The following is a 13940-nucleotide window of genomic DNA, read 5'->3' as shown; positions in this document are numbered from 1 at the left end:
AAAAAAGGGGGTAAAATAATAATTATAAGGGGTTGACTCGTAAAAAAACGATTACAAAACTACACGAAGTAGGACAAATAATACATAACTAAATATTATTGTAAGCAGGATAAGAAATTAGAGAAATTGATGGTTAACTTATCTTATCGAACGAAATGCCTCTTTCCAATTTTTGCAGATAAGCTTTTAGCATTGCATTTTCTGGTTTTGCCAGCTGCGGATCGTCCTCAAAAAGTGCGATTACCGTATTACGTGCTTCAGACAAAATAATCTGGTCTTTTGCCAAATCGGCAAGCTTCAGGTCTAAAACACCGCTTTGTTGAGTTCCTGTAATATCACCTGGGCCACGGAGCTGTAAATCTATTTCTGATATTTCGAAGCCGTTATTGGTTCTTACCATCGTTTCTAAACGGATCTTGCCTTCTTTACTCAGTTTATTTCCACTCATTAATATACAGAAAGACTGTTCTGCACCGCGGCCTACCCTACCACGCAACTGGTGCAGTTGTGAAAGCCCAAACCGTTCGGCATTCTCAATTACCATTACCGAAGCATTAGGTACGTTTACGCCCACCTCTATTACGGTGGTGGCAACCATAATCTGGCTTTTACCATCAATAAACTGCTGCATTTCGAACTGTTTATCAGTATTGGGCATCTGCCCGTGTACAATACTCATTTGGTAATCTGGCCTTGGAAACTGATAACTCAATTGCTCAATTCCGGCTTCGAGATGTAAAAGATCTAATTTTTCACTTTCCTTAATTAAAGGATAAACAATATAAACCTGCCTGCCTTTGGCTATTTCCTGCTTCATAAAACCGAACATCCTGAGGCGTTGGCTTTCAAAAAGGTGTTTGGTTTCTATCGGTTTCCTGCCCGCGGGCAATTCATCAATAACCGAAACATCAAGATCGCCGTACAAGGTCATGGCCAAAGTTCGTGGAATTGGTGTAGCGGTCATCACCAGAATGTGTGGGGGAATAATATTTTTCCGCCAAAGCTTAGCGCGTTGCTCTACACCAAAACGGTGTTGTTCATCAATCACAACCAGCCCCAAGTTCTTGAATTGAACCTTATCCTCAATCAGGGCGTGTGTTCCGATCAGAATATCGATTTCTCCATTCTCCAATTGCTCATGCAAAACAGTACGCTCCTTCTTTTTGGTATTTCCAGTAAGGATAGCAACACGTACCAGGTCGTTGGTTACAAGTTCTGTAATAGAGGCATAGTGCTGGCGGGCCAAAATTTCTGTTGGAGCCATCATACAAGCCTGGTAGCCGTTATCATTTGCCAAAAGCATACTCATTAGTGCAACCGCAGTTTTACCGCTTCCTACGTCGCCCTGAACAAGCCGGTTCATTTGCACACCACGCTGTGTATCTATCCTAATTTCTTTAACCACACGCTTTTGCGCATTGGTTAATTCGAAAGGCAAAAATTCATTATAAAAGCGGTTTACTTTTTCACCTACCTTTTCAAAAGTTACACCTTTAAATTTTAACTGGCGTAAATGTTTATTATGCAAAAGCTGTAATTGGATGAAGAATAACTCTTCAAATTTAAGGCGTCTTTCCGCTGCACTTAAATCCTTCACATTTTTAGGAAAATGAATATTCAGCAGAGCCAATCTCTTATCCGGCAGCTGATACTTATCAATAATGTATTGTGGCAAATTTTCGGGAACCTGGGGAATAATCTGATCCAACAAGCCAGCAATTAAACGTTGTAAGCCTTTTGAATCGAGATTAAATTTTTTAAGCTTCTCTGTTGAGTTATAAACCGGCTGCAAGGTTAAATTCCCTCGTCCCACCTGTTTACGCTGGTACAGTTCCATTTCTGGGTGCGAGATACTGAATGTTCCGTTAAAGATGGTTGGTTTCCCAAAGGCCACATAAGCGGTGCCAACAGTGATATTATCATCAACCCATTTTAGGCTCTGGAACCAAACCAATTCCATAATTCCGGTTTCATCCTTAAAAACAGCAACAATACGTTTTGCTCTTTTATCGCCGATTACCTTTTTGCTGATCACACGTCCAATAATCTGGATATACTGCGAATCAGGATTGATCTGGTTAATCTTGAAATATTTTGTACGGTCGATATACCTGAACGGATAGTGGGCAAGCATGTCCTGATAAGTGAAAAGGCCGAGATCCTTTTTCAAAACATCGGCACGGCTTGGCCCAACGCCTTTTAAAAACTCAACAGGTGTATCTAATACCGGATTAAACAAAATATTTTACTGTTTCTTGTAAACAACACTCTTTAACAACTGTACGTTAAAAATAACGATCGATAGCAGCAAAAGCAAATAGGCAAAAAATTGGTGCAGATCTATTTTCTCTTCAAAGTAGAAAAATGCAACGGTAAATGCAACTATTGGATTGAGATAGATTAAAATACCCAAGGCCGACGAAGGCATGCCCAACAGTGCATAAGAATTTAAAAAGAGTGGGATAATGGTAAATACAATGGCAATCAACAATATATGCAACCAAAAGAAGGTTTCGGTAGGAAAAGGCGCAGCGTTGAGAAAATACAAAGGCAGCATCATTAATCCTGATAAAATTAACTGAACGCCTAAAAAGTTAAACTTATCTACATCTTTAATTACTTTTAGCACAATAACATATATGGCATAAAACGATGCGATGATAATGGCCCACATTACTTCGTGTAAAGAGCCCGTTGCCAATAGAATGATGCTTATAAATGCAATGATCAGGGCAATAATTTTAGACTTAGTTAACTGCTCTTTTAAAATGATAAATCCACAAAGTGCAGTTAACAGTGGGCACACCATATAGGCAAAGGCAGCTGCTTTTAAACTTACACTATTTACCGCATAAATATAGGTAAACCAGTTTCCCGTGATCAGAAATGACGACACTACAGTAAGCAGCAATAGTCTGGTTTTCTGACGGGTGCTTAACGATTTTAAGAAATTCAGATCAGCCTTTAATGCTTCCCTTCTGAATAAAAGAATGGTTGCCCAAACTACGATAATGGAAATAAATATCCTGTAGTATAAAATTTCGTGTGGCGGAAAACCTTTGATGTTACGCAAAGGTATAGACATTGTTCCCCAGATAATGTAAGGAACAATGCCCGCTATAAAATATTTGCTTTTACTATCTGCCAAAATTAGCCTACAATGGCAATTACAGAAATTTCTACATTAACATTTTTCGGCAATACCGAAACCTGAACCGTTTCGCGTGCAGGGAAATCAGCCGTAAAATACTGCCCATAAACTTCGTTTACCTGAGCAAAGGTACCCATATCACTTAAGAAGATGGTAGACTTTACTACGTTATCGAAAGTTAAACCTGCTTCAAGCAAAACTGCTTTAAGGTTACGCATTACCTGGTGTGTCTCTTCTTCAATATTACCAATATTTAATTCTCCATTTTCAGGATTAATAGCTACCTGGCCTGATACGAATAAAAAGTTTCCGGCTTGTACAGCTTGGCTATATGGTCCAATTGGAGCTGGAGCATTAGTTGTTTTAATAATTTGTTTCATACAATTTGGGGTTATTTAGCAAGCCATTGGATTAGCTTGTAGATGATACCTGCAAGAAAAATTAAGATGGCCAATGCATTTATAAAATGCATAATTTTCAGATTGATATTATTTGGTCTGTTCGGATCCTTTTTTCTAAAGAAGTACATAACACAAACTTAGCTAAAAAGCTTAACACAGAAAATTAAAAGGCACAAAAAAAGTCCTGACTTTCATCAGGACTTTTTTAAATCTTATATTGAAATACTAGTTTCTAGCAGTTTCAACACGACGGTTTTGGATACGACCTTCTTCAGTATCGTTAGAAGCAATTGGATTAGCTTCGCCATTACCTTTAGTAGCAACTTGACTAGCGTTAACGCCAGAGTTTACTAAGTAAGTTTTAACAGAGTTAGCTCTGTCTTTAGATAATTTCAAGTTATATGCAGCAGTACCTTCGCTTGAAGCGTAACCGTTTACAGTTACTTTACCACCGTTTTCACGTAACACTGAAGATAATTTATCTAAAGTAGGGTAAGACTCAGTTTTTAAAACTGAAGAGTTGAAATCGAAACCGATTTTTTCGAAACCAGTTACATTGCTAGTAGCAGTAGAATCAACTTGTGGTTTTGGAAGAGGACAACCTGAACCATCAACAGCAGTACCAGCAGGAGTTCCTGGGCATTTATCGAATTGATCAGCAACACCGTCACCATCAGTATCTTTTTTCAAATCTTCAACAGATTTTTCAACAGCAGAAACACGGTTTTTCAATGCTTCAACTTCTTGACGTAAAGTTGGATCTTTTAACTCATCGTACATAGTAGCTAATGGGTTAGTCCACTCTAAACTTGGTTTAGCAGAAGAACCTAAAGAGAATTCTAAACCAGCATAACCGTAAGAGAATTTATCTTTAGTTTGACCTTTTGCATAAACTCCGTCTAAGTTATCAGCATCAACAAAGTTCATTGTGTAACCTAAGTTAAAGTTAACACGCTCAGAAACTTTGAATTTAACACCAGCACCAACTGGGATATAGAAACCTTTTACGTAATCTTTAGCATCATGTCTGTCATCAGCAGGACCTACAGCTTTACCTTTCCAGTCGATAGTTTGACCAGCACCAGTAATGATTTTTGGAGCATAAGCCATATAACCAGCACCAGCTGTTAAGAAGAAACCTACAGAGTTCTCACGACGTAAGAAATCAATAGAACCAACATTAACAACACCACGTAAATCTACAGCATATTGTAATTCAGTTTCAAATTCTCTAACAGCAGGGTTAGAAATACCTTCGTTAGTACCTGAAAGTTTACCACGCGTTCCGTTTAATTCCAAACCGAATGAGTGACCTAATTGTTTACGGATGTTTAAACCGTAACCTAAGTTAGCATCCCATTTGTTGAAGTCGTTAGTACCACCGATAGCAACAACTGGCATTAAAACACCACCATGTACACCGATAGACCAAGTTCTGTACTGACCTCTACCGCCAAATACCTTGACGCCAGAAGTTGTTGCAGGTGCATCTTGAGCGACAGCAAGAGAAGCAACTCCTGTTAATGCCACTAAAGAAAGCGCAACACTTTTCTTTAAAGTAGAATAATTCATAATCTTTTTCTTTTTTAAGGGTTAAACAATTTAATTGATTAATTTTTTAGTAATGCCAAAATTAAACAAAATTTTAAATTTTCAAACTTTTATACAAACTCCGTTCCAAACTTCACAGTAATTAATCATTTTATTACATTTGGCCATTGCCCATATAAAAATACCATTTTCATGAAATATCCTACTATTGATCAGTCATTATTTATTTTAAACAGAAAAAAATTCACTAACAACCTAAAAAACAATTCATTAGCTATATTCAACTCAAGCGATGAATTTCCTAGAAGCGGTGATCAGAACTTTATTTTTAAGCAAAACCCTGATTTATTTTATTTATCTGGAATTGATCAAGAACAAACAATATTGCTATTATTTCCTGATTGTCCTAATCCATTGTACAGAGAAGTCCTGTTTTTAAGACAGACCAACGATTACATTAAAGTTTGGGAAGGATACAAGTATACTAAAGAGCAGGCTAAAGCCGCATCGGGTATTCAAGCAGTATATTGGTTAGAAGATTTCGATAACATATTGCATAGTATTGTTAACTATGCTGAATATATTTATTTAAATACAAATGAAAACGATAGGTATGCCCATGAAGTTCCTTATCGCGATATCCGTTTCATTGAAAAAATGCGGGCCAAGTATCCATTGCATCATTATGAACGTTCGGCACCAATTATGCGAAATTTACGTGCAGTTAAATCAGATGTTGAAGTTGAACTAACTAAAAAAGCTTCGGCAATAACACGTGATGCCTTTATCAGGGTATTAAAATTCACCAAGCCTGGTGTTAAGGAATATGAAATTGAAGCGGAGATTATCCACGAATTTATCCGCCAGGGCGCAACAGGCCATGCCTACACCCCTATTATTGCTTCCGGTCATAATGCAAACATCCTCCACTACAATGATAATAATCAGGAATGTAAAGACGGCGACGTTATACTTTTTGATTTTGGGGCCGAATATGCCAATTACAATGCAGATATGAGCCGCTCTATCCCCGTTAACGGTCGGTTCACCCAAAGACAAAAGCAGGTATACAATGCAGTATTGCACGTAATGAAAGCGTCGATTAAATTAATTGGCGAAGGAACCATATGGAATAGCTACCACGAACAGGTTGGCGAAATTATGACTGAACAACTGGTTAAGCTTGGACTTATTTCGACAACAGACGTGAAAAACCAAACGGCAGCGTGGCCAGCTTATAAAAAATATTTTATGCATGGCAATTCACACCATTTAGGCATTGATGTACACGACTTTGCCGGAAGATACACACCATTTGCAGCAGGCAATATTTTAACTGTTGAACCAGGAATCTATATTCCGGAAGAAGGCTTAGGCATCCGTTTAGAAAACAATATTCTGATCACCGCCAATGGAAATATAGATTTAATGGCCGATATCCCATTAGAAGCTGAAGAAATTGAGGATATTATGAACAGTTAATCCAATTTACTTTGGCAGTTTTTCCGTTAACCGTTTGCAACAATTTATAGCTTAACCATTACTGATAAATTCATCAGCAAAACGATAGATATTAAAATCATCTTCTTTCAAGGCTGCCTGAACTTTTTCTAGCAGCCTTTTTTTATCTACACCCCCCATTTTCTCGTGTTGAATGAGTTTCCAGGCTTTCTCTGCAAACAGAAAAGCCCTCCGGTTATGATCATGAGGAAGCGGCTTGATTATCCATGCACATAGTTCATCAATACCTGTATTTTTATCGGCCACTGTTTTTAATATTGGGATAGTCTTCGTGCCCTGATGAACAATTTTCTTTAAATTATTAGCAAAAATAGCTGCACCTTCCCTATCAGCCTTATTTATCACAAAGCAATCAGCAATCTCCATCAAACCAGATTTGATATTCTGCACCTCATCACCCGATTCGGGAACCAGCACTACGATGGTTTTATCTGCTAATCCGGCAATTTCTACCTCCGATTGCCCAACACCAACAGTTTCTACGATAATCAGATCAAAATTAGCTGCTTTTAAAACATCGACCATTTCGATGGTCTTCGCCGAAATACCACCCAGCGCGCCCCGGGTAGCCAATGAACGGATAAAAACATTTGGATTGTTAAACTGACCAGCCATGCGGATACGATCGCCCAGCAAAGAACCAAAATTAAATGGAGAGGTGGGATCTATGGCCAATATAGCGATGCGCATTCCATTCGCCACAAAATGACCAGCTATTGCATTTACCAAGGTACTTTTACCAGCACCTGGAGGTCCGGTAATGCCTAAAACCGGCACATTAACCTGGCCATCTAAATCTCTTAAAATCGAATCAGCCGGTGTAATGTTATTTTCAACAAGGGTTAATGTTCTTGCCAAAACCTTGTAATTCCCAGCTTTTACTTCGCTTAAAATGGATAGATGCGTATTCATCAATAAAACTATCTTTGTACAAATAAACAAAAATTATCAGCTACAAAGCATCCCTATAATGAAAGTTACCGGTTTTACCTTTTTAAGAAATGCAATTGTAAACGATTATCCCGCAAAAGAAGCCATACTTTCCGTATTACCTTTGTGTGACGATTTTATAGTTGCGCTGGGCAACTCATCTGATGAGACTTCTGAAATGGTTAAAAGCATTGATCCTAAAATCAGGACCATCGATACCGTTTGGGATGATAGCATAAGGGAAGGCGGTCGTGTTTTTGCTGATGAAACCAACAAAGCCTTAGCAGAAATAGGGAAAGATACCGACTGGATGATCTACATTCAAGGTGACGAAGCCATACATGAAGATTATCTCCCCTTGATCAAAAAAGAAATGGAGCTAGCGCTTAACAACAGCAATGTAGAGGCCTTACTTCTAAAATACAAACATTTTTATGCTTCTTATGATTATCTGGCTGAATCCAGACGATGGTATAGAAGAGAGGTTCGGATTATAAAAAATTTACCCGGGGTAAAATCTTACCGCGACGCGCAAGGCTTCAGAATTAATGACAGAAAACTTAAGGTTAAGCTAATTGATGCTTACATCTATCACTATGGCTGGGTTAAACCACCAAAAGGATTACAAGGCAAAGTGCGAAACTTTAATCAGTTCTATCAAACAGAAGAATGGATTGAAGAGCATTATCCTGTGCAGGAAACCTATGATATGCACAATGCCGATCGTTTAGTTCATTTTAAGGGTAGCCATCCAAAAGTAATGCAGCAAAGAATTGCTGCTGCAAACTGGAAATTTGAAAAAGATTTAACTCAAGAAACTCCAAAAATGAATTTTCGCAGGAGAGTCTTGCAAAAAATTGAAGATTTAACAGGAATACGTTTGTTCGAATACCGGAATTATAAAATTGTAAAGTAGTCTACAATTTAAATCTGGCTATATTTGCAGAATTGTTTTCTTCTAAATACACGATTTAATTAATGGAAAAGCCTAAGGTCTTAGTAACTTTTGATTCGATGAAAGATGCCAATTGTGGTTATTTTTCATTTGGGAAAGGATTAGGCGATGCATTAATCCAGGAAAACAAAGGAAAGTTTGAATTAAAATTTTATCTTTTCAAACAGACAAAATATCTTTTTAACGGCTTAGTTGATATCATTTATCTTTCGAGATTAGATCGGTTATTTTTTAAGAAAAAAAATGATTTCGAAGTTGTTCATCTCTCTGATCAGACCTGCAGATTACGGCCAAAAAAAGTTAATGCAAAAAAAATAATGACCATTCATGACATGAATAAGGTTCATTTAAAGTTTAGCAAGCCACACAGAATTCAGGTATATCTAAAAAAACTAGGCAAGCTAATATCACAGTGTGATAAAATTGTATGTATTTCGCAGTTTGTTGCAAATGATGTGAAACACTATTTCCCTGAGTCAGCAAATAAAATCAGTGTAATTTATAACGGGGCCGATAAATTAGTTTCAGATGAAAATCATCAGCCAGCTTTTAAACCTAGAAAGAAATTCCTATTTACCATTGGTTTGCTTTCGGTACAAAAAGGTTTTCACTTATTACCTGCATTATTAAAAGATAACGATTTTGAACTGGTAATTTCTGGAAGGGAAACACCTCATAAACAGCGGATTTTAGAAGAAGCAGAAAAACATAATTGTTTGGATAGGGTACACATTACCGGGCCAATTAGTGATGAAGATAAAGCTTGGTACTACAAAAATTGCGCTGCTTTTTTATTCCCTTCCGTTGCTGAAGGTTTTGGTCTTCCTGTAATAGAGGCCATGCACTTTGGAAAACCTGTTTTCCTTTCAAAATTCACCTCACTCCCAGAGGTTGGTGGCGACGTGGCTTATTACTTTGATAATTTTGAACCTGAACACATGCAGGAAGTATTTAAAAAAGGAATGGATGATTTTGCTCAAAATAACCGCGCTAAAGAAGCAATTGCCCAAGCAGAAAAGTTTTCGTGGGAAATTGCAGCCAACCAGTATCTTAATTTATATCAGGAATGTTTGGAAAAATAACAAAAAGTAAGTTTTAACGGCAAAATTAACAGGTGTAAAAATATACATAGGTTATAGTAACAGTTCCCGCCCCCGCATTATATGTTAAGAATCAAATAATTAGCGCCAACTGTTAGCGCAAACATCCCCACAAAACAGCGTTTCAATCCAGCCATAACCCAAGAATTGTAATTTTAATTTTGTTGGGTTTCAGTATCTTATTCATATGTATGAAAAACCGTACATTTGCTCGGATTTTATTATATTTTTTCCTGACTAGGTACTTCCTGGGTTCTGTTATATATACAATATTTAATGAAAACTTATTTTCGTTTATTATCATTTGCCAAGCCTATTGAAAAGTTTGCCATACCTTACGTTATTGCAACTTTACTTTCTATTCTATTCGGAACCTTTAACCTGGCTTTGTTATCGCCGCTGTTCGAAACACTTTTAAATGCAAACAAGCAAGCTTGCCAAACGCCAAGCTTAACAGATAAAGCAGCCTCCTCATTTAGCTTATTGGGCAAGTTAAGAGATTTTGTTAACTATTCAATAAAGGTTAACACTATAGAAAGTACACTGATGTACATCTGTATTATCATTGTTATCTCTGTACTGCTTTCCAATTTGTTCAGGTATTTTTCTCAGCGTTACATGGAAGATCTGAGAGTTCATACATTGCTAAACTTTAGAAAGCGGGTCTTTAACAATGTGATGAATCTTCATGTAGGATATTTTAACAATGAGAGAAAAGGCGATATTATTTCTAAAGTAGCCTCTGATGTACAGGTGGTTCAATTTACGGTTACCAATACATTACAGGTTGTTTTTAAAGAACCTGTAACACTAATTGTATATGTTATTCTTTTATTTAATATTTCAGCAAAGCTTACCTTATTCTCTTTACTGGTGATTCCAATTTCTGCATTTATTATCAGTAAAATTGTAAAAAGGTTAAAGCAGCAGGCAAAAGAATCGCATGAATCTTTTGCAAAAATGATTGGCTTTTTAGATGAGGCATTAAGCGGGATTAAAATCATAAAGGCCTTTAATGCAACGGAACGAATTAAAGACAAATTTAACCAGGAAAATATATACTATTCCAACTTAACACGCAAAATGGTCAGACGCCAACAACTCGGCTCACCAGTTTCTGAATTTTTAGGTGTTTTAATGATTTCTATTATCGTTTGGTATGGTGGATCATTAATATTACATAATGATAAAAATGCTTTAACAGCATCAGATTTTATTGCTTACATCGCTATTTTTTCCCAGGTAATGCGTCCTGCAAAAGCATTAACAGATTCATTTAGTGGAATCCATTCTGGAATTGCTGCAGGCGAACGGGTTTTAGACCTAATAGACACCAAACCGTTGTTGGTTAATGAACCCGATTCGAAAGTTCTTGATGATTTTAACAGTACAATCAGCCTTCAAAATATTTCGTTCAGTTATGGGGAAAAACAAATTCTTAACTCGATAAGCTTCGATATTGAAAAAGGACAAACAGTAGCTCTTGTGGGGCCTTCCGGAGGCGGAAAAAGCACATTAATGGATCTGCTTCCACGTTTCCATGATCCAAAATCAGGAACGATTAAAATTGATGGCCACGATTATAGAGCACTTACTGTCGAAAGCATCAGGGCACAAATGGGAACCGTTAATCAAGAATCTTTTCTATTTAACGATACCATTTTTAATAACATCGCGTTTGCCAAACCAGATGCCACAATGGAAGAAGTTGTTGCCGCAGCGAAAATTGCAAATGCGCACGATTTTATCGAGAATACAGAAGATGGCTATCAATCTTTTGTCGGCGATAGAGGAAATAAACTTTCAGGAGGCCAGAAACAGCGTGTATGTATTGCAAGGGCTGTATTGGCTAATCCACCAATCATGTTGTTGGATGAGGCCACTTCAGCCTTAGATACAGAATCTGAAAAATTAGTTCAGGATGCCTTAAATAACCTGATGAAAAACCGCACCTCAATTGTAATTGCTCACCGTTTAAGTACGATACAACATGCCAATAAAATTGTTGTTATAGATAAAGGCAGCGTAGTAGAAACCGGAAGCCACAATGAGCTAATGAACAAAAATGGTTTATATAGGCGCTTAATCGACATGCAGGCCTTTAACGACTAAATATTTAGATGAGGAGAGTATTATTTTTTATGCCTGATAATCCGCTGAAAAAAAATGCGGGCAACAGGACCAGGGCTTTAAGCATGTTAAGCTATTTTAAATCAAGGGATTTTGAAATTGATTTTGTAAGCGAGTATTTCACCGGAAAATGGAACGAAACAGATATTAAAGCATTTGAGCAAGCAGGCCTGGCCAGTAATACTTATGTAATTAAAAAAAAACCATCTAAAAAAAACATACTCTATTATCTGCTTTTTTATAAACTGCCCAATTTTTTCTATCAGAATAAGGCTTGGTTCTTCCCGCTTCAATTTCCTGAATTGGTCACCTTAAGGTTTAAAAGGGCTTTCAAAAAAATTCTAAAAAACAACGATTACGATTACATCTTTATCAATTATGCCAGTTGGGCTACATTGGTAGAGGATAACCATTTCACAAAAAAATCGATAAAAATAATTGATACACACGATTTTATAACCGCTCAACTTCAAAAAAAAGTTAATATTGGCCAATCTTTTAAAGAAGAAATCAGAAGGATTTCTTTGTTTGATATTACTTTAGCCATTTCTGTCGAAGAACAGTATATCTTTAGTCAATTCTGTAAGAACAAGGTGGTGTTAGCGCCAATGATGCTCGATAAACCTGAAAACCTTCATGTTGAAAAAGAGAAGTCGTTTGATCTGATATATGTGGCCAGCGATAATGTACATAATCAAAAAGCCGCTAAGTGGTTTTTTAAGCATGTGTATCCGTTATTACCAACCGGCTTGCAGATATGCGTCATTGGGCAGATAAACGAGCATCTTTCAATAAAGGCACCAAATATTGTTTCCATAAACTTTGCCGAAGATCTATCAATCTATTACCAAAATGCTAAAATAGCACTATGCCCTATGCTTACCGGTACTGGAACCAAGATAAAAGTAGTAGAAGCGTTATCTTATGGTTTGCCAATCGTTTGTAATACCCGTGGGATCGATGGGCTGATCAACAAGACCGACAATGGCTGTTTGGTTAGTGATGACCCCGTTGAATTCGGAAATAATATCATGCTACTTTTAACAGACGAATCGGAATATAAAAAACAGGCAGAAAATGCTTTTGCTGCTTTTAACATCAATTACGAAAAGGAACGCTGTTATAAAAATCTTGATAAACTGTTTTTGAAATAGTTTAATCACTCAAATAAAGTTGAGGGTATTAATAACCTTTTTGTTGTAAGGAAGTACAATGGAAAGGCTGTTCTTTCAAGATAATTTAATAGAGATATGAATTAAAGAAATCGATTGCGAATAAATTAAAGCATACCTAGATATAGTGTATTAGCCAAAATTATTTTAATAAAATGAAGTCATTAATAGTGGATAAAAGTACATTTTTTCAAAATTTTTATTATGAGTAAAAAATTATCAATTATAACTATCAATTACAACAATAAGGCGGGGTTACAAAAAACAATTCAAAGCGTGGTAAGCCAAACTTGGCAAGATTTTGAGTTTATCGTTATTGATGGAAATAGTTTGGATGGAAGTAAAGATGTTCTTAATACATATTCTTCATTTTTTAGCTATTATGTATCTGAGCCTGACAGTGGTATCTATAACGCAATGAATAAGGGCATTAAGATTTCAACAGGCGATTATTTAATGTTTTTAAATAGTGGAGATTCTTTAATTGACAATACCATTTTAGAGAGATTGAATGCCAAATTAAATGGTCAATATGATATTTACTATGGAGATATCCTACACATTGATGGAATAAAACAAGAGATTCGCACTTTTCCTAAAAAGCTAAATTTCGCTTTTTTTTATGAACAAAATATTTCTCATCAGGCAAGTTTTATTAAGGCAAAGTTATTTAAGGATATTTTTTTATATAATGAAAACCTCAAAATTGTAGCTGATTGGGAATTCTTCACCTATGCAATTTGCAAACGCGAGGCTTCATACAAACACTTAGATTGTGTAATTGTAGCTTATGATGGAACTGGAATATCCGCAAATTCAAAGAATCATCCAGAAATCGATAAAGAAAGAGATGCTTCTTTGAACAGATATTTCCCTGAATTTGTTAAGGACTATGAATATTTGAAAGAGATAAAGTTTAAAAAGGCAGAACAATTTATGCATATAAAAAAATATCCGATAGCTTATAAGATTTTGAAAGGCTTCATGAATATTATACTTTTATTTTTGCCAAAGTTTAATAGAAATTAA

The 13940-nt window shown here is 36.3% G+C and carries 12 protein-coding genes; 6 read left to right on the top strand and 6 right to left on the bottom strand.

Annotation, left to right across the window (positions count from 1 at the left end; genetic code table 11):
• Window positions 1–133 precede the first annotated feature (133 nt).
• From recG to AC1RJ8_RS02945, 5 genes are all read right to left on the bottom strand, one after another.
• Window positions 134–2239, bottom strand: coding sequence for an ATP-dependent DNA helicase RecG (gene recG, locus AC1RJ8_RS02965; RefSeq protein ID WP_492952460.1), 2106 nt, complete (start codon window positions 2237–2239; stop codon window positions 134–136).
• A 6-nt stretch (window positions 2240–2245) separates the two neighbouring features.
• Complete coding sequence (locus AC1RJ8_RS02960) at window positions 2246–3148, bottom strand: EamA family transporter (RefSeq protein ID WP_492952459.1); 903 nt, start codon at window positions 3146–3148, stop codon at window positions 2246–2248.
• A 2-nt stretch (window positions 3149–3150) separates the two neighbouring features.
• Window positions 3151–3531 (bottom strand): RidA family protein, encoded by a 381-nt coding sequence (locus AC1RJ8_RS02955; RefSeq protein ID WP_029274517.1) that lies wholly within the window; start codon window positions 3529–3531, stop codon window positions 3151–3153.
• An 11-nt stretch (window positions 3532–3542) separates the two neighbouring features.
• Window positions 3543–3680 (bottom strand): DUF6728 family protein, encoded by a 138-nt coding sequence (locus AC1RJ8_RS02950; RefSeq protein WP_317130071.1) that lies wholly within the window; start codon window positions 3678–3680, stop codon window positions 3543–3545.
• Window positions 3681–3777: 97 nt separating this feature from the next.
• Complete coding sequence (locus tag AC1RJ8_RS02945; protein ID WP_492952458.1) at window positions 3778–5124, bottom strand: OmpA family protein; 1347 nt, start codon at window positions 5122–5124, stop codon at window positions 3778–3780.
• Window positions 5125–5295: 171 nt separating this feature from the next.
• Here AC1RJ8_RS02945 and AC1RJ8_RS02940 point away from each other — a divergent pair, with 171 nt between their 5' ends.
• Entirely contained in the window at window positions 5296–6585 is a 1290-nt protein-coding gene (locus tag AC1RJ8_RS02940) for an aminopeptidase P family protein (protein ID WP_492952457.1), read from the top strand.
• A 51-nt stretch (window positions 6586–6636) separates the two neighbouring features.
• On the opposite strand, the gene meaB is transcribed toward AC1RJ8_RS02940, so the two are convergent.
• Window positions 6637–7536, bottom strand: a complete 900-nt coding sequence (gene meaB, locus AC1RJ8_RS02935) for a methylmalonyl Co-A mutase-associated GTPase MeaB (RefSeq protein WP_492952456.1) — start codon at window positions 7534–7536, stop codon at window positions 6637–6639.
• A gap of 58 nt (window positions 7537–7594) precedes the next feature.
• Between meaB and AC1RJ8_RS02930 the strand changes: the two genes are divergently transcribed.
• From AC1RJ8_RS02930 to AC1RJ8_RS02910, 5 genes are all read left to right on the top strand, one after another.
• Complete coding sequence (locus AC1RJ8_RS02930) at window positions 7595–8470, top strand: glycosyltransferase family 2 protein (protein ID WP_492952455.1); 876 nt, start codon at window positions 7595–7597, stop codon at window positions 8468–8470.
• Between the two features lie 62 nt (window positions 8471–8532).
• Window positions 8533–9591 (top strand): glycosyltransferase family 4 protein, encoded by a 1059-nt coding sequence (locus tag AC1RJ8_RS02925; protein ID WP_492952454.1) that lies wholly within the window; start codon window positions 8533–8535, stop codon window positions 9589–9591.
• Between the two features lie 294 nt (window positions 9592–9885).
• Entirely contained in the window at window positions 9886–11721 is a 1836-nt protein-coding gene (locus tag AC1RJ8_RS02920) for an ABC transporter ATP-binding protein (protein ID WP_492952453.1), read from the top strand.
• Between the two features lie 8 nt (window positions 11722–11729).
• Window positions 11730–12893, top strand: a complete 1164-nt coding sequence (locus AC1RJ8_RS02915; protein ID WP_492952452.1) for a glycosyltransferase — start codon at window positions 11730–11732, stop codon at window positions 12891–12893.
• Between the two features lie 222 nt (window positions 12894–13115).
• Window positions 13116–13940, top strand: coding sequence for a glycosyltransferase family 2 protein (locus AC1RJ8_RS02910; RefSeq protein ID WP_492952451.1), 825 nt, complete (start codon window positions 13116–13118; stop codon window positions 13938–13940).

Source organism: Pedobacter sp. GW822-FHT03F06 (genome assembly GCF_058801365.1).
Note: the sequence above shows the minus strand (reverse complement) of the source record. Positions and strands in the feature narration are given on the sequence as shown.

Coding starts and splice junctions, on each gene's coding strand:
- AC1RJ8_RS02920 (WP_492952453.1), top strand. CDS start 9,886: ATGAAAACTTATTTTCGTTTATTATCATTTGCCAAGCCTATTGAAAAG.
- AC1RJ8_RS02910 (WP_492952451.1), top strand. CDS start 13,116: ATGAGTAAAAAATTATCAATTATAACTATCAATTACAACAATAAGGCG.
- AC1RJ8_RS02950 (WP_317130071.1), bottom strand. CDS start 3,680: ATGTACTTCTTTAGAAAAAAGGATCCGAACAGACCAAATAATATCAAT.
- AC1RJ8_RS02955 (WP_029274517.1), bottom strand. CDS start 3,531: ATGAAACAAATTATTAAAACAACTAATGCTCCAGCTCCAATTGGACCA.
- AC1RJ8_RS02915 (WP_492952452.1), top strand. CDS start 11,730: ATGAGGAGAGTATTATTTTTTATGCCTGATAATCCGCTGAAAAAAAAT.
- AC1RJ8_RS02925 (WP_492952454.1), top strand. CDS start 8,533: ATGGAAAAGCCTAAGGTCTTAGTAACTTTTGATTCGATGAAAGATGCC.
- AC1RJ8_RS02930 (WP_492952455.1), top strand. CDS start 7,595: ATGAAAGTTACCGGTTTTACCTTTTTAAGAAATGCAATTGTAAACGAT.
- AC1RJ8_RS02945 (WP_492952458.1), bottom strand. CDS start 5,124: ATGAATTATTCTACTTTAAAGAAAAGTGTTGCGCTTTCTTTAGTGGCA.
- meaB (WP_492952456.1), bottom strand. CDS start 7,536: ATGAATACGCATCTATCCATTTTAAGCGAAGTAAAAGCTGGGAATTAC.
- AC1RJ8_RS02940 (WP_492952457.1), top strand. CDS start 5,296: ATGAAATATCCTACTATTGATCAGTCATTATTTATTTTAAACAGAAAA.